Source organism: Streptomyces candidus (genome assembly GCF_014207445.1).
Taxonomy (GTDB): domain Bacteria; phylum Actinomycetota; class Actinomycetes; order Streptomycetales; family Streptomycetaceae; genus Streptomyces; species Streptomyces candidus.
Genome location: NZ_JACHEM010000009.1, coordinates 1 through 21,059, shown reverse-complemented (window position 1 = coordinate 21,059; position 21,059 = coordinate 1). Strand labels below are relative to the sequence as shown.

At 72.9% G+C, this 21,059-nt stretch carries 14 protein-coding genes and 1 riboswitch; of the genes, 6 read left to right on the top strand and 8 right to left on the bottom strand.

Annotation, left to right across the window (positions count from 1 at the left end; genetic code table 11):
- Positions 1 to 67 precede the first annotated feature (67 nt).
- A complete protein-coding gene (locus tag HNQ79_RS17800) occupies positions 68 to 1,354 on the top strand; it encodes a PP2C family protein-serine/threonine phosphatase (protein ID WP_185032199.1) in 1,287 nt (428 codons plus the stop codon).
- A gap of 338 nt (positions 1,355 to 1,692) precedes the next feature.
- A riboswitch (cyclic di-AMP (ydaO/yuaA leader) is annotated at positions 1,693 to 1,826 on the top strand.
- A gap of 11 nt (positions 1,827 to 1,837) precedes the next feature.
- Positions 1,838 to 3,016 (top strand): M23 family metallopeptidase, encoded by a 1,179-nt coding sequence (locus tag HNQ79_RS17795; RefSeq protein ID WP_185032197.1) that lies wholly within the window; start codon positions 1,838 to 1,840, stop codon positions 3,014 to 3,016.
- Positions 3,017 to 3,128: 112 nt separating this feature from the next.
- Here HNQ79_RS17795 and HNQ79_RS17790 read toward each other — a convergent pair whose 3' ends face one another.
- From HNQ79_RS17790 to HNQ79_RS17775, 4 genes are all read right to left on the bottom strand, one after another.
- Positions 3,129 to 4,706, bottom strand: coding sequence for a PrsW family intramembrane metalloprotease (locus HNQ79_RS17790; RefSeq protein ID WP_185032196.1), 1,578 nt, complete (start codon positions 4,704 to 4,706; stop codon positions 3,129 to 3,131).
- 70 nt (positions 4,707 to 4,776) lie between these two features.
- Positions 4,777 to 5,700 (bottom strand): tRNA (guanosine(46)-N7)-methyltransferase TrmB, encoded by a 924-nt coding sequence (trmB, locus tag HNQ79_RS17785; RefSeq protein WP_229923243.1) that lies wholly within the window; start codon positions 5,698 to 5,700, stop codon positions 4,777 to 4,779.
- 290 nt (positions 5,701 to 5,990) lie between these two features.
- The gene (lhgD, locus tag HNQ79_RS17780; protein ID WP_185032194.1) at positions 5,991 to 7,199 is read right to left on the bottom strand and encodes an L-2-hydroxyglutarate dehydrogenase; all 1,209 of its coding nucleotides are present in this window, start codon (positions 7,197 to 7,199) and stop codon (positions 5,991 to 5,993) included.
- Between the two features lie 112 nt (positions 7,200 to 7,311).
- Positions 7,312 to 8,742, bottom strand: coding sequence for an NsdA family TPR-like regulatory protein (locus HNQ79_RS17775; protein WP_185032192.1), 1,431 nt, complete (start codon positions 8,740 to 8,742; stop codon positions 7,312 to 7,314).
- A gap of 879 nt (positions 8,743 to 9,621) precedes the next feature.
- Between HNQ79_RS17775 and HNQ79_RS17770 the strand changes: the two genes are divergently transcribed.
- Positions 9,622 to 11,745: an asparagine synthase-related protein gene (locus HNQ79_RS17770; protein WP_185032190.1), complete on the top strand. Its 2,124-nt coding sequence runs from the start codon at positions 9,622 to 9,624 to the stop codon at positions 11,743 to 11,745.
- A gap of 34 nt (positions 11,746 to 11,779) precedes the next feature.
- Here the strand turns inward: HNQ79_RS17770 and HNQ79_RS17765 are convergent, their stop codons facing one another.
- The gene (locus HNQ79_RS17765; RefSeq protein WP_185032188.1) at positions 11,780 to 13,900 is read right to left on the bottom strand and encodes a sigma-70 family RNA polymerase sigma factor; all 2,121 of its coding nucleotides are present in this window, start codon (positions 13,898 to 13,900) and stop codon (positions 11,780 to 11,782) included.
- A 179-nt stretch (positions 13,901 to 14,079) separates the two neighbouring features.
- Entirely contained in the window at positions 14,080 to 14,973 is an 894-nt protein-coding gene (locus HNQ79_RS17760) for a TetR/AcrR family transcriptional regulator (RefSeq protein WP_185032186.1), read from the bottom strand.
- Positions 14,974 to 15,354: 381 nt separating this feature from the next.
- Between HNQ79_RS17760 and HNQ79_RS17755 the strand changes: the two genes are divergently transcribed.
- On the top strand, positions 15,355 to 16,722 hold the full coding sequence (locus HNQ79_RS17755) for an NAD(P)/FAD-dependent oxidoreductase (protein ID WP_185032184.1): 1,368 nt from the start codon (positions 15,355 to 15,357) through the stop codon (positions 16,720 to 16,722).
- Between the two features lie 211 nt (positions 16,723 to 16,933).
- Positions 16,934 to 18,598: an ATP-binding SpoIIE family protein phosphatase gene (locus HNQ79_RS17750; RefSeq protein WP_185032182.1), complete on the top strand. Its 1,665-nt coding sequence runs from the start codon at positions 16,934 to 16,936 to the stop codon at positions 18,596 to 18,598.
- Positions 18,599 to 18,606: 8 nt separating this feature from the next.
- Here the strand turns inward: HNQ79_RS17750 and HNQ79_RS17745 are convergent, their stop codons facing one another.
- The gene (locus HNQ79_RS17745) at positions 18,607 to 19,905 is read right to left on the bottom strand and encodes an MFS transporter (protein ID WP_185032180.1); all 1,299 of its coding nucleotides are present in this window, start codon (positions 19,903 to 19,905) and stop codon (positions 18,607 to 18,609) included.
- A gap of 114 nt (positions 19,906 to 20,019) precedes the next feature.
- On the opposite strand from HNQ79_RS17745, the gene HNQ79_RS17740 reads away from it, so the two are divergent.
- A complete protein-coding gene (locus tag HNQ79_RS17740; RefSeq protein ID WP_185032178.1) occupies positions 20,020 to 20,577 on the top strand; it encodes a MarR family winged helix-turn-helix transcriptional regulator in 558 nt (185 codons plus the stop codon).
- A 245-nt stretch (positions 20,578 to 20,822) separates the two neighbouring features.
- Here the strand turns inward: HNQ79_RS17740 and HNQ79_RS33245 are convergent.
- The coding region (locus HNQ79_RS33245) for a hypothetical protein (protein WP_221507863.1) at positions 20,823 to 21,059 on the bottom strand (237 nt) is incomplete at its 5' end.

Genomic DNA, 21,059 nt, shown 5'->3' with positions numbered 1-21,059 from the left:
CCGGCTTTTTCCGTACGCGAGCGGTTCCGTACGGGAGTGGACGCGCACACCGTGCGCCGTCCCCCACATGGCGGATGCCGATTCGCTCTGCGGCGCGGCTCCGGCCAGCCTGGGCGGGGAGCGGTACCGTCCGCACCCGGTGCGGACCTGGGCAGGAGAGCAGACGGTGGCGGGGTACAGGCGCGGCGGGGACGGTACGGGGGCGGAGCGCGGGGCGTCGGCGGTCGCCGGCGTCGGCGGGAAGAGGACGAGGCGGTTCGTACGAGCGCTGCCCGCTCTGATGATCGCGGGCGCGATCCCCTTCGACTTGCTGACGCCGACCGACTTCACGGCGGCCCCGATGTTCACGGCGGCACCATTGATCGCCGCACCGTTCTTCTCGCTTGCCAACACCGGGCTGATCGCGTGCGCGGGCGTGCTCGCGGTGCTGGGGCTGCGCATCCACGACGCCACCCTCACGTCGGTGATCGGCATGACCGAACTGGTGACCCTGGTGACGGTGGCCGTGCTGTCGATCCTGATCAACCGCGTCGTGCGCCGCAGTGGCCGGCAGCTCGCGTCGGCGCGGGTGATCGCCGAGGCGGCGCAGCGGGCCGTCGTGCCGATCCCGCCGGAACGGATCGGCGGCCTGGAGATCGCCGCACGGTACGAGGCGGCGGAGGCGGACGCGTTCATCGGGGGCGACCTCTTCGCCGTGCAGGACACGCCCTACGGGGTGCGGCTGGTGGTGGGGGACGTGCGGGGCAAGGGGCTTGAGGCCGTGGAGGCGGTCGCGGTGGTGGTGGGGGCGTTCCGGGAGGCGGCGGAGACGGAGAGCTGTCTGGAGGGCGTCGCGCAGCGGCTGGAGCGGGCGCTCGCCCGGGAGGGCAGGCGGCGGGACGGGCTGGACGCGCTGGAGGGGTTCACGACGGCGGTGCTCGCCGAGATCCCGCGCGGCGAAGGCATCGTACGGCTGGTGAATCGCGGGCACCCCGAGCCGCTGCTGCTGTACCCGAGCGGCGAGCTGGACGTCCTGGAACCGGAGGAGTTCGCGCTGCCGCTGGGGATGGGCGACCTGGGGGACTGGCCGGACAGGGCAAGGGAGTTCGGCTTCCCCGGCGGCGCGACGCTGGTGTTCTACACCGACGGTCTGTCGGAGGCGCGGGACGAGACGGGGGCCTTCTACGACCCGGCGGCCCGGCTGCGGCGCTCGCTGTTCTCCGGGGCAGAGGCCGTGCTGGACGCCCTCACCAGCGACGTACGGGTGCATACGGGCGGTACCCAGACCGACGACATGGCGCTGCTCGCGGTGGGCCGGCCGGGGGCGGGGCAGCCCGAACGGCGGCGGACAGTGGAGATCGTGAAGGGCTCCTGAGGCGGGCCGTGGGGGCACGGACGGCGGCCCCGGCGGTCGGCGCCGCGCGGGAGCGTCACGAAAGATGTCACGCTGGGTGCTCGAAGCGGAGCCCAGTGCATAACAATTGATGATCTATCAGTTGTGGAGAGTTTGCGGGCGCCGAGACCGGTGTGGCCGAGTGGGTGTCAAGAGGCCGGTGTGTCGCCCCGGTTGGCCTGCATATGTGGCTCTATGTCCTGGCCACGGGAGAGGGTCCTGCGCGAACGATCAAGAGGAACGGCTTGGAAATCCACTTGTGTGTCTATTAACGTTCGATAACGCAGCGCGGTCGTCCCAGCCGTCGTCAGAGACGGCGCCGTGCGCGTGCGCCGAATTCCGTGAGGAAACCGGGGAACCACCAATTGGGGTGAATCGGGCTGTAGTCGGCCCGTAGGAGACCTTCCTGCTCCGAACCCGTCAGCTAACCCGGTAGGCGAGAAGGAAGGAAAGGAGCGCGCCTCCGTGGCGTCCAACAGGCCTGCCCCCGAAGCCCCCACAGCCCCCGCTTTCTCATACGGGGCGTACGGCGTCCCGAGCGCGGACCACCAGGTCCCGCAGCAGCGCAACGGAGGCTTCGAAGGCTTCGTGGAGTTCGACGCGGGCGGCCCGCAAGCGGCGGCCGAGGAGTGGAACCCCACCGCGGACTCCATCGCTCCGGTACGCGGCAAGCACCGCGTCGCCAAGCAGCGTGGCTCCCTCGCCCGCAGTTCCACCGTGCTGGGCGTCGGCGTGATCGCCGCGGTCGGTGCGGGCGGCATCGCCACCGCCCAGGAGAAGCCGGCCGTCTCCATATCCCTGCCCGACGCGGTCAGCGACTCCCTCGACTCGCTCGTGGACTCCCTGCCGGACGCGGAATCCCTGCCGGGCGTCGGCACCATGATGGCGGACTCCGGGGCGGCCGAGCAGGACGTGGTGGTCGCGGCGGTGCCCGCCACGACCGCCGTGCACGCCGTCGCCGGAGCCCCCGCGGAGCAGATCGGTGCGGGCGAGAGCCTGCGGGCCCGCATCCTCCAGCAGGCCGAGCAGCAGCGGTCCACCGCCGACGAGGCCGCCCAGCAGGCGGCCCGCGCGCAAGCCGTCAAGGACGCGGCGGCCGAGGCGAAGAAGCAGCGCGACGAGGCCGAGGCGAAGGCCGAGCAGGCCGAGAAGGACAAGGCCGAGGCCGAGGCGAAGGCCAAGGCGGAGGCCGAGGCGAAGGCAGCCGCGAAGGCGGAGGCCGAGCGGCTCGCCAAGCTCGCCGGCAGCTACGCGATGCCCACCTCCCAGTACACGCTCACCGCCACCTACGGGCAGTCCGGCTCCATGTGGTCCTCCGGGCAGCACACCGGCCTCGACTTCGCCGCGTCGGCGGGCACCCCGGTCAAGGCCGTGCACGGCGGCACCATCAAGTCGGCCGGCTGGTCCGGCTCCTACGGCTACCGGATCGTGCTGGAACTCAAGGACGGCACGGAGATCTGGTACTGCCACCTCTCCCAGATGAACGTCTCGGCCGGCAGCACCGTGGGCACCGGGGAGACCATCGGAAACGTGGGTGCCACCGGCAACGTGTCGGGTGCGCACCTGCACCTGGAGGTGCACACGCCGGGCGGCGCCGGCGTCGACCCGGCAGCATGGCTGCGGGACAAGGGCCTGACGGTCTGAGACCCGCCCCCGCACGTGCGGCTTCCCGAACTCCGGCAGTCCTGGCGCTCACCCCCCGACGCCAGGGCTGCCGGTTCGCGTCTGCGCGGGTACGCCGCGGATGCCGTGGGCGTCAGTAGTTCCGGTACGGGTTGTAGGCCGCCGCGTAGGCCGGATGGTACGGCGGAGGCAGCATCCGTATGCGCCCGGTGACCTGAGCCGCGTACACCAGGGCCGGGCCCGCGATCCTCTTGCGTTCCCACAGGCGGTGCAACAGTTCCCGCTCGCCGGCGGTGAACTCGGCCGCCGCCTGCCGGGTCGCCGTCCCGCGCCGCGCCCGGTAGCGCAGGAAGGCCAGCGCGGTCGCGGCCTCCTCGTACTCGGCGACCGCGCGGGCGGCGCCGGGGCCGTGGGTGCGGGCCGCGTGCCCCTGGGCGAGGGAGCGGGCGTGCATCGAGGACAGCGCGAGCGGCTCCGCGGGATCGAGCCAGCCGGCCGCGGCGTACGCGGGCAGTTCGGCGCCGATCATGCGCAGTTCCCGTTGCCGGGTCCAGATGGCCAGCCACGTCAGAAAGGCGAACGTTGGCACCATGAACAGCCCGTACACCCCGTAGAACGCGAGCGGTCCGAAGGACGCCGAGCCGTTCCACAGGGCGTGCATGCCCATCGCCAGCAGCAGACCGAGCAGCGGCAGCACGACCCGGCGGATCCGCACCCAGGCGCGACGGCGGCCGCGCCGGGCGGGGACGAGCGCCACCAGCCCGAACCCGATGCCGGTCAGCACGGTGAACAGGGGGTGCGCGAACGGCGACATGATCACCCGCACGAAGAACGTGCCGGCGGTCACCGCGCCGAGTCCGGGACCGCCGAAGCTCTGGTCCTCCCCGAAGGCGTTGCCCAGATAGAGGATGTTCTCGGTGAACGCGAAGCCCGTGGCGGTGAAGCCCGCGATCACGATGCCGTCGACGATCCCGGTGAAGTGCTTCCTGCGGAACAGGAAGATCAGCAGGATCGCCGCCGCCTTCGCGCACTCCTCGACGACCGGCGCGACGACGGTCGCCCCGAGTGTGTCCGCGCTGTCGGGGTCGGCGGTGGCCACGGCTATCCAGTGCACGGCGAAGCTGTTGGCGGTGATGGCGATGAGCGCCGCCGCACAGGAACCCCAGGTGAACGCGAAGACCAGGTTCCGCCAAGGACCCGGCTCGACCCGGTCCAGCCAGCGGAACGCCGATAGCAGCAGCGGCACCGGGAAGACGGCGAGCCCGAGGCCCACCAGGAAGCCCCGGGTACCGGTCTGCTCCCGTACCAGCGCGAGCAGCACGAGACCGGACAGCGCGAGCAGCACGACCAGCGCGGACGCACGGACCGTCCTGCTGCGCCAGAACGCGTGGTGGCGCACCCGATGCCGGAGGGTGCGGCGCGGCGGGTACGGCCAGGGCGGGAGATCCGGCACGGCGGGCGGCGGATCGCGGAGCTCGGGCGGGGAGTGCGGGGCAGGCGGGGAGCCAGGTGCGGGCAGTGAGTGCGGCGAGGGCAGGGCCTGCGGGTCGGGTACGGCACGAGGGCCCGGCAGCGCGGGAAGGTCCGGGGCCTTCCGTACGGCGTCGGGGCGCTGCTCGGCCCCCGGCGCGCGGCTCGCCGCCGGAGCCGGGTGCGGCTCGGGGGCGGGCGCGGCGGGGTGCTCGGGCGGCGATCCGTACGTCTCGTACATCCAACGACCCTAACGAGTGCCACTGACACTCGCGATCCTGTTCGGACAGTCGCCGGGGAGGAACGTTGCGTCAACCGGCGTGCGGTACGCGGCGGAACAGCAGGTCGTGGACCGCGTGCCCCTTGTCCAGGCCCTGCCCCTCGAAGCGGGTCAGCGGCCGGAACGCGGGCCGGGGCGCGTAGCCGCCGTCCTTCTGGGTGTTCTCGAAGTCCGGGTGCGCGGTGAGCACTTCGAGCATCTGCTCGGCGTAGTTCTCCCAGTCGGTCGCGCAGTGCAGTACGGCGCCGGGCGCGAGCCGGGACGCGGCGAGCGACAGGAACTCCGGCTGGACCAGCCGCCGCTTGTGGTGGCGGGCCTTGGGCCACGGGTCCGGGAAGTACACGCGCAGGCCGGCCAGGGAATCCGGGGCGAGCATTTCGCGGAGCAGGATGATCGCGTCGCCGTTGGCCACCCGGACGTTGGAGAGGCCGTTGCGTTCGGCGAGGCCGAGGAGGTTGCCCTGGCCGGGGGTGTGCACGTCGACGGCGAGAATGCCGGTGGCCGGGTCGTCGGCGGCCATCTGCGCGGTCGCCTCGCCCATCCCGAAGCCGATCTCCAGGACGACCGGGAGACCCCCGAACATCTCGCCCAGATCCAGGACGCGCTGCCCGTCGATGTCCAGGCCCCGGGTCGGCCACCACTTCTTCAGCGCCTCGGCCTGACCGGTGGTGACCCGGCTGCGGCGCGGCTGGAAACTGCGGATGCGGCGTTCGAAGTGGGAACCGGCCGGGTCTGGCGAGGGGCCGGTCCCGTCCGGGAACATGCGCAGGCCGCGGGCGTGCATGCGCGCGGCTCGCTCCTGGGCGGCGGCCTGTTCGGCGGTGCGCCGGGCGGCGGTCTGGGAGGGGCCGGGGGCCTCCGGCTGCTCGGCGGTCCGCTGCGGGGCGGCGGGGGCCGGCGCGGCGGGCTGCTCGGGACTCTGGGGCATCGTGGGGTTCTCGCTGTTCTCGGACACAATGGTCCGATTCTACGGAGGCGGGTGGACCGCGACCATCCCCGACGGAGCCGTCGGGCGCAGGGGCCCAGTCGGGCGCACGGGCCCAGTCGGGCGCATGTCCTCTCGGGCGGACGGCCGCCTTCCCGCGCACGCACGCCCCCGTCGGGCGGACGTCCCTTGTCCGGCGCACGGCCGCCTCCCTCGCGCGGTCCTGGCCCGTACGGCCGCGCGCACGGGGTCCACACACCCGGCGCCGCTCCCGGTGCGCCCCGCGGCCGGCTCCGGCGCCGCGCCCGGTACGCCCGCGCCTAGCGCCGGACCCGCTCCCCGGCCAGCACCCCCAGCACCCGCCGTGCCACCTCCCGTCCGATCGGCAGCGACGCGGTGGCGGCGGGCGACGGCGCGTTCAGCACGTGCACGGTGCGCGGGGCCTCGCGGATCAGGAAGTCGTCGGCGAGCGTGCCGTCCCGCAGCACCGCCTGCGCCCGCACCCCGGCGGGGGAGGGGCGCAGGTCCGCCTCGGTCACGGCGGGCAGCAGCCTCCGTACCGCCTGGGTGAACGCCTTCTTCGACAGTGACCGGTGCAGCTCCCCGGCCCCGTACCGCCAGTGCCTGCGCGCTATCCGCCAGGACCCGGGCCAGGCCAGCGTGGACGCGAGGTCGGCCGGTCGTACGGAACCCCAGTCGTAGCCCTCGCGGGCCAGCGCCGGGACCGCGTTCGGCCCGACGTGGACGCCGCCGCCGATGCCCCGGGTCAGGTGCACGCCGAGGAACGGGAACGCGGGGTCGGGCACCGGGTAGACCAGGCCCCGCACCAGCTCCGGACGCACCAGGTCGAAGTACTCGCCCCGGAACGGCACGATCCGCATGCCAGGTTCGTCGCCCGCCAGCCGGGCCACCCGATCGCAGTGCAGCCCCGCACAGTTGACCAGCGCCTTCGCGCGCAGCACCGTTCCGTCCGCGGTGCGGACAGCGACGCCGGACGCGCGGCGGGCGATGACGCGGACCTCCGCGCCGTACCGCACCTCGGCGCCGGAGGAGCGGGCCAGCTCCTCGGTCACCCGGCCGAAGTCGCACACGCCCGTCGTGCCGACGTGGATGGCGGCCAGGCCGCGCACCTCGGGCTCGTACTCCTCGATCTGCGGGGGGCCCAGCTCGCGCACGGGGATGCCGTTCTGCCGGCCGCGCTGCACGAGGGCGTGCAGGCGCGGCAGCTCGGCCCGCTCCGTGGCAACGATGAGCTTGCCCGTCACCTCGTGTGGAATCCCGTACTCCGCACAGAACTTGATCATTTCCGCGGCGCCGCGCACCGCGTACCTCGCCTTCAGCGAGCCGGGCCGGTAGTAGATTCCGCTGTGGATCACCCCGCTGTTGCGGCCCGTCTGGTGTCTCGCCGGGCCCGGCTCCTTCTCCAGCACCATGACGCGCGTGCCGGGCGCGGCCCGTGTGATGGCATGCGCGGACGCCATCCCGACGATTCCACCGCCGACCACCAGCACATCGCAGTCATGACTCATCGCTGCCACCTCCCACCCCGAATAGTGCACTGGCCCACTGACAACGCCGTCAAACCCCGGGAACAGAAGCTATGGCCAACACCACGTGTCGTCGGAGGTGCGGAGCCGCCGGTTACGCGGGCGCCACCAGCAGTGGACGGGCCCGCTCGCGCAGTTCCACCACACGCGGCTCGTCGCCGTACGGCTCCAGCCGGTGCAGCAGGTCCCGCACGTACTCGGTGGTGCGCGCCGAGGAGATCCGGCCCGCCACCTCCACCGCGCGCGTGCCCGCCGCGCACGCCGCGTCGAGGTTGCCCGACTCCAGCTCGGCGACGGCGCTCACCACCAGGCGCAGCCCGTGCGACCGTACGAACTCCTCGGTCGGCCGGGACAGCGCCTGCTCGGTGAACCGGCGCACCTGACGCGGGAGTTTGAGGTCGCGGTAGCACTCCGCGGCGTCCGCGGCGAGCCTGTCGTACGAGTAGAACCCCAGCCAGGACGGGTCGGGGTCGCCGTCCCGCGAGCGCTCCAGCCAGCCCTCCGCCGCCTTCAGGGCGGCCCCGGCCGCGACCGGGTCGCTCGCCTTCGCGTGCGCGCGTGCCTCGACGAGGCGGAAGAAACTCATGGTGCGAGCGGTGGCGAGTCCGCGATTGCGTTCGAGCGCCGCCTGCGCGAGGTCGACGCCCTCGTCGGCGAAGCCCCGGTAGGTCGCCTGGAGGGACATCGACGCCAGTACGTACCCGCCCAGGGGCACGTCGGCCGCGGCGCGGGCCAGGCGCAGCGCCTGGATGTAGTACCGCTGGGCGGCCTCCTGCTGCCCGGTGTCGAAGGCCATCCAGCCGGCCAGCCGGGTCAGTTCGGCGGTCGCCCCGAAGAGCGAGCGCCCCACGTCGTCGCTGTACGAGCCGAGCAGCAGCGGCGCGGCGTCCACCCGCAGGCACTCCGGGACCATCGAGGACCGCCAGTCGCCGCCGCCGTACTTGGAGTCCCAGCGCCGGGCGTCCTCGGCGGCCTCGCGCAGCTTGGCCACATCGCTGTGGCCGACCCGTAACGGGCTCACGCCCGACGAACTCTCCGCGGCCGTGCTATCGCGGGCCACCGAGGAGTCGGCGGGCGTGATCAGCCACCGGGAGGCGGGTGTCGCATACGCGCTCACCGCGAACGAACCCGCCAGCGACTGCCAGATTCCGCCGCTGCCCGCCCGCCGACCGGCGAGATCCAGCCGGTACAGCTCGGTGGCGTGCCGCACCGCCACCGACACGTCGCGCGGGAAGGCGAGCCCGACCTCGGGGGCCGGGTCGGCGTCCGCCAGACCGATCTCGTGCAGTGGTACGGGCCGGCCCAGCTTGGCGCCTATCGCGGCGGCGATGAGGTGCGGGGCCGCTCCCTGCGGAACCATCCCCTTCGACACCCACCGCGCCACCGACGTCTTGTCGTACCGCAGCGTCATGCCGCGTTGCGCACCGAGGTCGTTGACCCGGCGCGCCAGCCCGGCGTTGCTGATTCCCGCGAGGGCGAGAACCGTGCCGAGCTTTTCGTTCGGCCCGCGTTGCTCCCTGGACATTGCGCCACCCCTCACGCAGACGGCCGCCGCGGTCCCGGCATAGGCACGCGGCATTCGTAAACCCAGCGTAGTTCCCCGCATCCCAAGCGTTAAGGGGGAGAGTCCCCTATGGCGAGATTGTTGCCCGCGGGGCCCGTACGGAACGACCCGCGAGGCCCTGGAAGGAACGTTCCGTCCGATTCGTGCTCCTGGCGTGTGGCCGTGCGCCCGGCCGTGCGCTCTTCTCGGAGCACGGAGGGGGCGCTTCCATGGGACGTGCGTGGGTCGGCCCGCTGCACTGGATCCAGTGGGCTGGGGGACGCCGCCACCTTCATCCCCGCGGGTGGCGGACCGGTCCGGGAGGCGAACAGCGCCTCCCGGACTACGCGCACGCCCAAAAACTTGGCCGAATGCCACTCCTCCTGGCCACCCCTTTCGGACAGGGACCGGCCCCTCCCGGCACCCCCCTCCCCCCGGTAGCTCCCTTGGGCGGCGGGGCCGCCCCCGGGGGGCGGAACGGGCGGGCAAGGGGGCGGCCCCCACCGGACGTGCATCCCCCCGCCGTACGCCCCGCCCTGCCCCGCGCCCGTGCCCCGCGCCCGTGCCCGCACCCCCGTACCCCGTGCCCTGCCCCCCGCACCCGCGCCCCGCCCCCCATACCCCCACCCACCAGCCCTCCACCCCCGCCCCATCCCCGCAAGATCCCATTTGCCCCCCAACTCCCCCTTTCCCCCGGCGCATTGCCAGCCGCCCCCGGCCCCCGCGCGCCGCAGTCGTGGCAGCATGGTGCCCACGCGCGACAAGCGCGGCACGGCGCACGCGCCAAGGGGACGGAGCCGCACGGAACGAGAGCCCCCGCGCGCGGCCGGGCAAAGTTGTCCACAGCCTGTGGAGGCGGCGATGCGTTGGTTGGTGGGGTGGAGCAGCGTCGCCGCGAGCTTCGGCACGGTCGGAGCCGTCGGCGCCCCCGGCACCGAGCACGAGGGCGACACCGTCCAGCCCGTCGGCGCCCAGCTCCTGTGGGGCGACCCGGACCCCCTGTGGGCCGTCGGCGACTGGCGTCCCGACGAGGTACGCACCGTCAGCGTCGACCCCTTCACCCGCCTCGCCGTCCTCGGCTGCTGCGGTGCCACCGACGAAGAACTCCGCGTCGGACTCTTCGCGGCGCGCGGCGGCGCACTGAGGCACCTGACCGCCTGGCCCGGCAGCTACACCGCCGTCGTCCAGACCGGCAGACGCGTCACCATCGCCGGTGACCTGGCCGGGGCCCGCCCCGTCTTCTACACGCCCTGGGCCAATGGCACCGCGTACGCCACCGCCGCGCTCCCCCTCGCCGACCTCATCGAGGCGCAGCTGGACATCGGCCACCTCGCCGCCCTCCTCGCCTGCCCGGACGTCCCCGAGGCCCTCCGCGACGGCACCCCGTACACCGGTGTGAAGCGCATTCCGCCCGGCCACGCCCTCGTCCTGCGCGAGGGATCCCGCGAGATCACCGGGTACGAACCGGTCGCCTCCCTCGCCGTCGCAGCTCCGCAGGTCGACGCGGAGCGCGCCGTGGACGGTGTGCGCGACGCCCTCGTGGAGGCCGTACGGGCCCGCCTCACCGCCCCCCGCCACGCCCCGGAGACACCGCTGCCCGACCCCGGCCCGGTCCCCGGCATGGGCCCCGCCGAACGCCGGGCCCGCCGCCGCGGCGCCCCCGCCCCCGGCATCGGCTCCGACCTCTCGGGCGGCAGCGCCTCGGCCACCCTCGCCCTGCTCGCGGCGGGGCTGCCGGGCGTCCCGGGTACGGTCTTGGGCCACGGCACCGGGGCGGGCGAACGGCTCCTCGCCGTCACCTTCAACGACCTCGCCGCCTCCGCCGAGACCCGCGAGGGCGAACTCGCCGCCGAACTGGAACGCGCGGGAGCCATCGCCGCCAACCCCCGCCTGCACCACATCGTGGTCGCCGGAGCCGAAGAGGCACTGCCCTACGCCGACTTGGAGTCGGGGCCGCTCACCGACGAGCCGGGCCCCTCTCTCGTCACCGCCGAACGCGCGCGCCTGCGCCTGCAGTCCGGCAGCGCGGACCACCTCGTCGGAAGCGGCGCCCGCCAGGTCCTGGACGCCCACCCGGCCCGCCTCGCCGACCTCCTCATCGACCGCAGGCGCCGCCACATCCTGCGCCCCGCCACCGCGTTGGCCAAGGCGGAGGGCACCTCACCGCACAGCCTGCTCGTGCCTCTCACCGTCTACCGCGCCGCCCGCCGCCTGGCCCGCACCTCGTACCGCACCGGCATGGAGGACGCGGCGAACCGTCTCACCCGCCGGGGCGTCGTCGACGCGAGCGGTCCCACCGGCGCGCTCGACGCCTCGCTCGAAGCCCTCGCCTGGTCCCGTCCCGGGCCGGCCGCGCGCTGGCTGACCGGCGAGGCGCTCGCCGAAGTATCGATCCGCCTCCAGGAGTCGGCACTGCGCCCCGCCTCGGTGCAACGTCCCGGCGAGGCCCGCGCGCGGGCGGCCCTGGCCCGCCACGCCTACGACCACCGGGTCTTCGAACAGGCCGCCGAGGTCCGCAGCCAACGCCTGCACGCCCCCTTCCTCGACAACCAGGTCGTACGCGCCTGCCGCGACCTCCCGGAGACCCTCCGCGTCCAGCCGGGCGCACGGGCCGCCATCCTCCGCGCCGTGCTCTCCGGCGCCGGTATCCACGACCTCCCGCCGGGCTGGGGCGCTGCCACCACCCACACCACTGCCGCCACGACGTCCCAGGCCGGCATCCGCGCCGCCCGGCAGGATCTCCTCAGCCTGTTCGACGCCCCGCTCCTCGCGGATGCGGGCCTGATCGAAGCGCGCGTCGTACGCAAGGCGATCCGCTCGGCGGCAGAAGGCGAGCCGGTCCCCCTGGACGGACTCGCCGACCTCGTCTCCACCGAACTCTGGCTCCGCCGCCTGCTCGCCCGCCGGGGCACCTGCTGGACGGGCTCCGCCGCCCCGCGCCAGCGGGCGGTCGCGGGCGGAGTGCCGCACCGCCGCAGCCTGTAGACGGTCGCCGGGGGCCGACGGCTCGCGCGACCGTCTACCCGCACCCGATCCGCGAGGCCGCCCAGTCCCCGAACCCGGTCGCGTCGAAGTCGTCCACCGACTCCGTCACCAGCCGCAGCGTCTTCCGCCCCGTGATCCCCACATGCACCGGCACCGCCGCGTCCCCGCCCCGGATCACGGGCGAACGCCACAGCAACGCGCCGTCCCCGAACACGGAGAACCGGATCGCCCCGTACCCCATCGTCATGTCGTCGACCCCGACCATCGCGTCGTACGTCGAACACCGCCGGTTCAGATCGATCGTGACGGACGACGTCTCGGGTACGGACACCCCGTGCCCGTACCGCACCCCGCCGATCGACAGGTTGTCCCGCTGCCACAACGCACTGCTGTCGGACAGCCGGACCTCGGGCGCCGTGTGGTCGCCCATCAGCCCGTATTTCAGCGCGGCCACGGGGTACGCAGCGGGCGCGGGCACCGGTGGCTTCGGCTTCGGCGTCGGCTTCGGAGCCGCGGGCCCCGGAGCCGCGGGCTTCGGCTTCGGCTTCGGTGGGGCCGGCTTCGAGGGCGCCGGAGGCTTCGGCGTCGGCTTCGGTACCGGCTTCACCGGCTTCGGCGGCTCCGACGGAACCGGAGGCGCGGGTTTCGGAGCGAGCGCGGCAACCGGCGGAAGCGGCTTCGGCCGCGACGGGGCGGGCCGCGGGGTCTCCACCGGCCATACCGCGGGCGGCTTCGCGTCCGCCTTGGGCGCCACCGGCGCGTCGTCCCCCGCGAAGGCGAAGACCAGGCCCGCCGTCACCGCGATGGCGACAGCAGCACCGATGCCGGCCTTCGCGGGAGCCCCCAGCCCTTCGGCCAGAACGCCGCCGCCCGCACCGGAGGAACCTGCGGCCCCGCCCGCAGCTCCACCAGCAGCACCCGCTCCCGCCCCGGCCCCAGCACCTGCCCCCGCAGCGCCGGCCCCGACGGCCGCACCGCCCGCCACGATCCCCGCAGCCTTCACCGAGTACCCGGCCGCCACCCAGCCGATCACCGCGACCGGCAGCAGCGACGGAATCCCCGCGTTCACGTCGCGCAGCTCCCCGGCGGCCATCCGGCACTTGGCGCACTCCTCCAGGTGTTTGCGCAGTCCCCGCTCGGCCCGCATCCGCAGTCCGCCCCGTGCGTACGCGCCCAGCCGGTCCGCGTACTGCGCGCAGTCCCCGCCCGCCGTCAGCGCCGTGCTCACGTGCGCCTGCAAGTACGCCTGCTTCAGCCCCTCCCGGGCCCGTGACGCCAGTACGGCCGTCGCGTTCGCCGTCAGCCCGAACAGCGGGGCGACCTCGCTCGGCGACTCCTCCTCGACCGTGGTGTGCCACAGCACGGCCTGCCACCGCTCGGGCAGCGACCGGAACGCCTGCATGGCGAGCGTCCGCTCGGCCTCGTGCATCGCCCGTACGTCCGCACCCAGATCGAGGGTGTCGTCGTCCCGCGCCTCGGAGGACCTGGCCGCCTGGTCGGCGAACATCGCGAAGTCGTCCACGAGTTGCTCGCGCCGCGCCGTCTTCGTCCAGGCCGCCGCCACCCGCCGTACGGTGGTCAGCAGATACGCCCGGACGGCGTGCTCGGGCCCGGCCCCGCCCCGTACCGCCTGCAAGGTCCGTGCGAAGACCTCGGCGGTCAGGTCGTCGGCGGTGTGCGCGTCGCGGCAGCAGGTACCGGCGTAGCGCCGCACCGCCCCGGAGTGCCGCCGGAAGAGTTCCTCGTACGCGCGGTCGTCGCCCGCCCGCATGCGTTCGATCAAGTCGGCGTCGGAAAGCGTCTGTTCCGCGGCCGAGATGCCGCCGCGCTGCGGGGGGACGTTCGTCGGGTCCACACCGCGTTCCGTCGTCGGGGCGGGCGTGACACCCAGGGGGCCGCCCTGCTGCGGCACGTGGCGAGGCCCCGGTCCTGCGGCGCCAGCGCCCCCGGCAGACGAGCCGTCCGCCCCGGTGGACGAGCCGGTGGGTGAACCGGTCCCGGCAGACGAGCCGGCCCCGGGGGCCGCACCCGTGCCCACTCCGGCCGAAGCACCGGCCCCAGGCGCACCGGAGGCCCCGGCACCGGACCCGGGAACTCCGTCCGCCCGCGCGGCCTCGCCGTCTCCGGGCGACTCGTCCCGCTCGTCAACACCCATGGCGGAAGCCCCCGTACGCACCCTCTGACCGGAACACCGGCCAAGAGTCGCACAGCGCGACGCGCCGACAGCCGATCAAGCCCGCCAACCACTCGTCCGGGGTGTTCTCCCGAATTGGAGCGCTATTCCTCACCCGTTGGGGGAGGTGCCGACGGGCTCACGGCCCCGCCCTTCGCGCCTTACGAGGGCCGCGACCGGAGCCCTTCCAGCAGGATGTCCAGGAGCCGGGCCGAAGCCGCCGCCTGCTGGGCCGCGTCGGGGAGCGAGGGCGCGGCCGTGGCGATGACCAGCAGCACGTCCGCCACGGTCACGTCGCCCCGGAGTTCACCGGACGCGCGGGCCCGGTCCACCAGCTGACCGACGACGTCCAGCAGCGTCGCCGTACCCGTGTCACCCGCGACGCCGGCGGCGGCACCGAGCGATCCGTCCTGCTCGACCAGCCGCAGATCGGGTGCGGCCGTCACCGTGCCGTCGCCGCCCTGCCGCTGCTGCGGAACCCGCGCGGCATCCCGTACGAGACCGGGCTCGTGACTCCCGCCGTACACCCCGTCCGTTCCCATGGCGCCGGATCCGTCGTCGTCCACGCCGACCCGCAGCACCTGCGGCGGCAGCAGCCGCCCCGCACCCGAGGCAACCGACGTCCGCAGGAACCGGGACAGCGCCGACCAGGGCTCTTCCTCCTGCCCCAGGGCCGCCCGCGCCTGCTCGGTGAGCCGGGAGGTCTCCTCCTCGGCTATCCGCCGCACCAGGACGTCCTTGCTCGGGAAGCGCCGGTAGACCGTGCCCACCCCGACCCGGGCCCGCCGGGCGACGTCCTCCATGGGGGCCCCGTACCCCAGCTCCCCGAACACCTCGCGCGCGGCGCGCAGTACGTGTTCCAGGTTGCGCTGTGCGTCCACGCGGAGCGGCGCCGAGCGCGCCGCGGCGGAACCGCCGACCGACGGGCCGCCCGCCCCCGCTCGCCTGGTGCCGTCCACGGCCGCGACCCGGTCGGCCGCGGAGGACGACGATGTCGTCGATGTCGATGCCGCCGCCGAGACGGCAGCCTGCCACTGTGAGTCCTGAATGTGCATCAGCGTTCCCCCGGTAATGATGTCTCCCCCCGGAGACACTCCCCGCCCGGACCGACCCGAGCCCACGGGCCACATGACCACCGGGCCATATGACTACTGCGACCGCACGCTCCGTCACTCCGGCGAGATACGAACATAGTTGAGCGGGGAGCGATTCAGAAGGGGGTTGTTCCGCGCGGCGCGCCCACCGATCCGGGCAGCACCCGGCGATCACCCCGGACCACCCGCCCCCAACACCCCCATTGCACCCCCTGACCTGCGCGTACACCGGCCGTCCAGGCGCGGAACAGTGACCTCCGCGCCGCCTTCGCACCCTCTTGGCCGGTCACACAAGTTGTCAGCCCTGTGGACAAAGGCTTCCGTCCGTTGCCTCATGGGACGGTGACAAATCCAGTGCGCATTCTCGTAGTAGGCGGCGGATACGTCGGCATGTACACCGGGCTGCACCTCCAGCGGAAGCTGAAACGGCAGCTCGCGGCAGGTGAGGCGGAGATCACCGTCGTGACCCCCGACCCCTACATGACGTACCAGCCCTTCCTGCCCGAAGCCGCCGCCGGATCCATCTCCCCACGCCACGTGGTCGTCCCGCTGCGACGCGTACTGCCGCACTGCCGCCTCATCGTCGGCCAGGCCGACGCCATCGACCACGCCAAGCGGACAGCCACCGTCACCACCCTCGCCACCGCCGAAGAGGGCACCGGGCCCCTCCAGCTCCCCTACGACGAGCTGGTCCTGGCCCCCGGTTCCGTCTCCCGCACCCTCCCCGTCCCCGGCCTCGCCGACCACGGCATCGGCTTCAAGACCGTCGAGGAAGCCATCGGCCTGCGCAACCACGTCATCGAGCAGATGGACATCGCCTCCTCCACCCGCGACCCGGCCGTCCGCGACGCCGCCCTGACCTTCGTCTTCGTCGGCGGGGGATACGCGGGAGTGGAAGCCCTCGGCGAACTGGAGGACATGGCCCGCTACGCCTCCCGCTACTACCACAACCTCAAGGCCGACGACCTGAAGTGGATCCTGGTGGAGGCCAGCGACCGGATCCTCCCCGAAGTCGGCGAGGAGATGGGCCAGTACGCCATCCGCGAGCTCCGCGGCCGCAACATCGACGTCCGCCTGAACACCCGCCTCGCCTCCTGCGAGAACCGCGTCGCCGTGCTCGACGACGGCGCCCGCTTCCCCACTCGTACGCTGGTGTGGACGGCGGGCGTGAAACCGCACCCGATCCTCGCCGCCAGCAGCCTCCCGCTCAACGCCCGCGGCCGCCTGGCCTGCACGGCCCAGCTCGCCGTCGCCGGCGCGCCGCACGCGTGGGCCGCCGGGGACGCCGCCGCCGTACCGGACGTCACGACGACCGCCAAGGGCCCCGACGGCTCACCCGCCGAGTGCGCCCCCAACGCCCAGCACGCCGTCCGCCAGGCCAAGGTCCTCGCCGGGAACCTCGTCGCCTCCCTCAACGGACAGCCCCTCACCGACTACCGCCACCAGCACGCCGGCTCGGTCGCCTCCCTCGGACTGCACAAGGGAGTCGCCCACGTCTACGGCCGCAAGCTCAAGGGCTTCCCCGCCTGGGCCATGCACCGCGCGTACCACCTCAGCCGGGTCCCCACCTTCAACCGCAAGGCCCGCGTCCTCGCCGAGTGGACCCTCTCCGGGCTCTTCAAGCGCGAGATCGTCTCGCTGGGCTCGCTGGAACACCCGCGTGCGGAATTCGAACTCGCGGCGGGCGGCGAACCTCCGGTGCGGCGCTGACGTCCTCCCCATTACCGGCTGTCAGTGCGGTCCGTCACACTGGACGTGTGACGATGGGTTCGCTCGCGCCTGCACAGAGTGATGCACGGAGTGACCCGTCCGCCATCCGCTCGCAGTCTCCTGTCCGCACTTCCCGTCCACCGCCCGGCCCCCACCCGCAGCGACGTGTCCCGCCCCGCTCCACCACCCCGACCACGAGGCAAGCAGTTCAGTGAACTTCACCCGCTGGAGCGCCCGGCTCCCCGGCACGCAGCGCCGTGCGGCAGCACGGTCCGACCGCGGGTCCGTGCCCGCCGCCCGCGGCGAGTCCGGGCAGCATCCCGACCCGGAGAACGACCCGGCCACCGGCGCCGCATCCGCCCCGGGAGCGTCCGAGGCACCGAATCCCCCGGCCCTCGAAGACCTCTCCCTCCGCGAGATCGTCCGCCAGCTGCCGGCCCTCGTCGCCCTGCTGTACGGCCCCGACCACCGCGTCGCGTACGTCAACGACGCCTACGTCGCCGCCTTCGGCCCGCGCACCACCGGCGCCCCCGCCGCCACCGAACTCCCCGAACTCGAAGAGCTCGGCCTGCTCCCGCTCATGGACCAGGTCCTGCGCAGCGGCACCTCCCGTACGGTCAAGTCCCGCCGCACCCCCAAGGGCGGCTCGTACACGGTGACGTGCACCCCCCTCGACACCCCCGACGGCGGAGGCGTCCTCGTCTTCGCCGCCGACGTCACCGACCACGCGGACGCCGCCGAACGGCTGCGCGCCGCCGAACGCCGCCAGCGCGAAACGGCCGTCACCCTGCAGCGTTCCCTCCTGCCGCAGGAGCTGGAACAACCCGACGACCTGCGCCTGGCCGCCACCTACCAGCCGGGCGGCAAGGACGCGGCGGTCGGCGGCGACTGGTACGACGTGATCACCCTCGGCGCCGGCCGCACCGCCCTCGTCATCGGCGACGTGATGGGCAGAGGGGTGCGCGCCGCCGCCGTCATGGGCCAGCTCCGTACGGCAGTACGCGCCTACGCCCGCCTCGACCTGCCGCCGCACGAAGTCCTCCAGCTCCTCGACGGACTCGCCGCCGAGATCGACGCCAGCCAGATCGCCACCTGCGTCTACGCCGTCCACGACCCCAACGAGGGCCGCCTCGTCTACGCCTCCGCCGGCCACCTGCCCATCCTGGTCCGGCACGAGGACGGCATGGTCTCCCGGGCCGAGGACCACACGGGCCCGCCGCTGGGCACCGGCGGCTGGATGCACACCTCGGGCACCATCGGCCTCCCGCCCGGCTCCACCGCCGTCCTGTACACGGACGGCCTGGTCGAACGCCGCCGTGAGGACATCGACGAAGGAGTCGCCGCCCTGGAGCGCGCACTCTCCGGCGCCACCGGCACCCCGCAGGTCGTCTGCGACCGATTGATGCGCGCACTCGGCATCACCACCGATCACGACGACGACGTGGCGGTCCTCGTCGTCCAGCACCCCTCCCGCAAGGGCCACGACGCGGAACTGTTCCGCAACGCGGCCCTCGACCTCCTCGGCGGCATCGAGGCCGCCCCCCGGGCCCGCGCCTTCGCCACCGGAGTCCTCTCCTCCTGGCGTTTTCCCACCGAACTCCGCGATCTGGGCGTCCTCGCCACCAGCGAACTCGTCGCGAACTCCCTCCAGCACGGCACACCCCCGATGCGCCTGCGGCTGCGCCGCACCGACCGCCGCCTGATCATCGAGGTCACCGACGGCGACGATCACCTGCCGCGCCGGCGCCGGGCCGACCCCGGAGACGAAGCAGGACGAGGCATCTCGATCGTCGCGACGATCGCCTCGTCCTGGGGTTCGCGCCGCACGCCGGGCGGCGGCAAAGCGGTGTGGTGCGAGTTCGCACTGCCTGACTAGTCAGCCACTCAGACGGCGGCCTTCACCGACACGTCGTTCTCCGGTACGTGCTTGGCGACCACGATCGTCCTGACCGGGATCGGCAGATCCTGCGCCGGCGTGAGGCTCTTGCCCATCCGCAGCGCCAGCACGCTGATGCCGAGCGAGAACAGAATGAAGGTCACGATGTACGGCATGTGGAGCGAGGCCCCCATGGGCCCGCCCACGGCCGGACCGACCGCCAGCGCAAGCTGCTTGACCAGCGCGAAGGCCGAGTTGTACGTCCCCACCATGGACTCCGGCGCGAGGTCGGCCACCAGCGGCGCGACCGTCGGCGACAGCATCGCCTCACCGAGCCCGAAGAGCGCGTACGTGGAGATGAACGCGGCCGTCGCCATGGCCTGGCTGCCGTGCCCGAGGCCCGCGTACCCGGCCGCCATCCACGCCACCGTCCAGATCAGACCCACCAGCGCGATCATCCGCGACCGGCGACGCCGCTCCACGAACTTCAGCACCAGGAACTGCGCAGCCACGATCATCGCCGTGTTCGCGGCCAGCGCGATACCGAGCGTCGACGGGTCGATCCCCGCCGCCTCGGTGCCGTACGCCGCGAGACCCGACTCGAACTGTCCGTAGCAGGCGAAGAAGAGCACGAAGCCCAGACCGCACAGCTGAAGCATCGCCTTGTGCTTCACCAGCACCCCGAGCCCGGCGAACATGCCGCCGCCCTTGCCTCCGGCCGCCCCGCCCAACGCAGCGGACCGCGGCAGCCGCACCGTCATCACAATCCCGGCCAGCACCAGGAACATCACGGCTTCGATCGAGAACAGCAGCGTGAACGACGCCGGGTCGTGCTCGTCGACGATCTGCCCGCCGATGAGCCCGCCGATGCCCAGACCGAGGTTGGCCAGGAAGAACTGCATCGCGAACGCCCGGGTGCGGGTCTCCGCGCTGGAGCACCACACGATCATCGTGGCGAGCGCCGGCTGAAGCACCGCCGTACCGACACCGAGCAGGGCCGCGCTCCCGACGGCCGTCACCAGTGACGTCGACACGCCGAGCGACACCGCGCCCACGGCCGCCATCAGCGACGCGCCCACCAGCACGGGCAGCGGTCCGCGCCGGTCGATCAGCATCCCCACAAAGGGGAGCGCGATCAGCGCGGCCATGGCGAAGGCGCCAAGGACGATGCCTGCCGAGGTCGGCCCCAGCTCCCGTACCTGAGCCACGTACACATACAGATACGGGACGGTAAACCCGAGCCCGAACGCACTCAGCGCGTTGCCGATCTGGATCCGCCGCATCGCCGAGCCCATCGCCTTGGTCATACTCACCTCAACCCTGAAGACCTGAAGTCCGAAGACTTCAACAGTAAAGTTCGAAGCTCAACAGTACACACGGAAGGACTTCAACGCCAACGCACCCCGTGCCATACTTCGCGGATGCCTGACACGCCAGAGACGCCCGGCCCCGACGAGCCGAGCCTCGACGAGCAGATCGCCGCATACCAACGCGAATTCCAGGACCTGGACCCCCAGGTGGAGAAGGTCGTCTCGGCCCTCGGCCGCCTCAACCGCCGGATGAACGTCGCGTACGGCCGCCAGGTCGCCGACCTGGACATCAGCAATACGGAGTGGGAGGTCCTGAAGACCCTCGTGGTCTCGGGCGCCCCCTACCGGCTGGGACCCGGCGAACTCGCCAAGCGTCTCGGCCTCACCCCGGCGGCGATGACCCACCGCATCGACCGCATGGCCGGCGAGGGCCTGGTCACGCGTGACAGGGACGAGAACAACCGCGTCCGGGTCATCGTCGAGCTGACGGACGAGGGCCGCACGAAGTGGCTCGAAGCGATGCGCATGGCGTCCACCTTCGAGGAGGACCTCCTCCAGGACCTCGCCCCCGAGGAACGCGTCCTGCTCGGAGAGATGCTGACCCGCCTCCTGCGCAGGGTCGAGGACGCCCAACCGGACGCCGGTGGCCGGCTCACCGACCTGGACTGATGCCGCTCCTGCGAGATCTGCGCGGGACCGTTTCCGACGTGCGTTCGAGGGCAGGGTGAAGAGATTGACATCGCGCAACCCGATCCGTAGGGTTCGTCGAGTTGCCACACAGCCGTAACGGTTCTGTGACAGCACCTCTCGCCGCGCAAGCGGCAACCAAACTCTGCACGATCTCCCACTGGGAACGATTTCGGCATGCCGAAATCTGTCGTCAGGAGCCGATTTCGGTTCAGCGGGAAAATCCACTAGGGTTTTGGACGTCGGAACGGCCCAACAGCCGGGAAGGCAACCCGAGTTCGACCGGGAATCAGGCCCGAAAGGATCTGATAGAGTCGGAACCGCTGGAAAGGGAAAGCGCGAAAGCGGGAAACCTGGAAAGCACCGAGGAAATCGGCACTGGAAACGGTCTGATAGAGTCGGAAACGCAACAACACAAAAGAAACACCGAACGAAAACGTCCGGAGGAAAGCCCGCAGGGGTGA

Bases quoted from the DNA above. Each gene is read 5' to 3' on its own strand.
- HNQ79_RS17800 (WP_185032199.1), top strand. From the start codon at position 68: ATGGCGGATGCCGATTCGCTCTGCGGCGCGGCTCCGGCCAGCCTGGGC.
- HNQ79_RS17790 (WP_185032196.1), bottom strand. From the start codon at position 4,706: ATGTACGAGACGTACGGATCGCCGCCCGAGCACCCCGCCGCGCCCGCC.
- lhgD (WP_185032194.1), bottom strand. From the start codon at position 7,199: ATGAGTCATGACTGCGATGTGCTGGTGGTCGGCGGTGGAATCGTCGGG.
- HNQ79_RS17775 (WP_185032192.1), bottom strand. From the start codon at position 8,742: ATGTCCAGGGAGCAACGCGGGCCGAACGAAAAGCTCGGCACGGTTCTC.
- HNQ79_RS17770 (WP_185032190.1), top strand. From the start codon at position 9,622: ATGCGTTGGTTGGTGGGGTGGAGCAGCGTCGCCGCGAGCTTCGGCACG.
- HNQ79_RS17765 (WP_185032188.1), bottom strand. From the start codon at position 13,900: ATGGGTGTTGACGAGCGGGACGAGTCGCCCGGAGACGGCGAGGCCGCG.
- HNQ79_RS17760 (WP_185032186.1), bottom strand. From the start codon at position 14,973: ATGCACATTCAGGACTCACAGTGGCAGGCTGCCGTCTCGGCGGCGGCA.
- HNQ79_RS17745 (WP_185032180.1), bottom strand. From the start codon at position 19,905: ATGACCAAGGCGATGGGCTCGGCGATGCGGCGGATCCAGATCGGCAAC.
- HNQ79_RS17740 (WP_185032178.1), top strand. From the start codon at position 20,020: ATGCCTGACACGCCAGAGACGCCCGGCCCCGACGAGCCGAGCCTCGAC.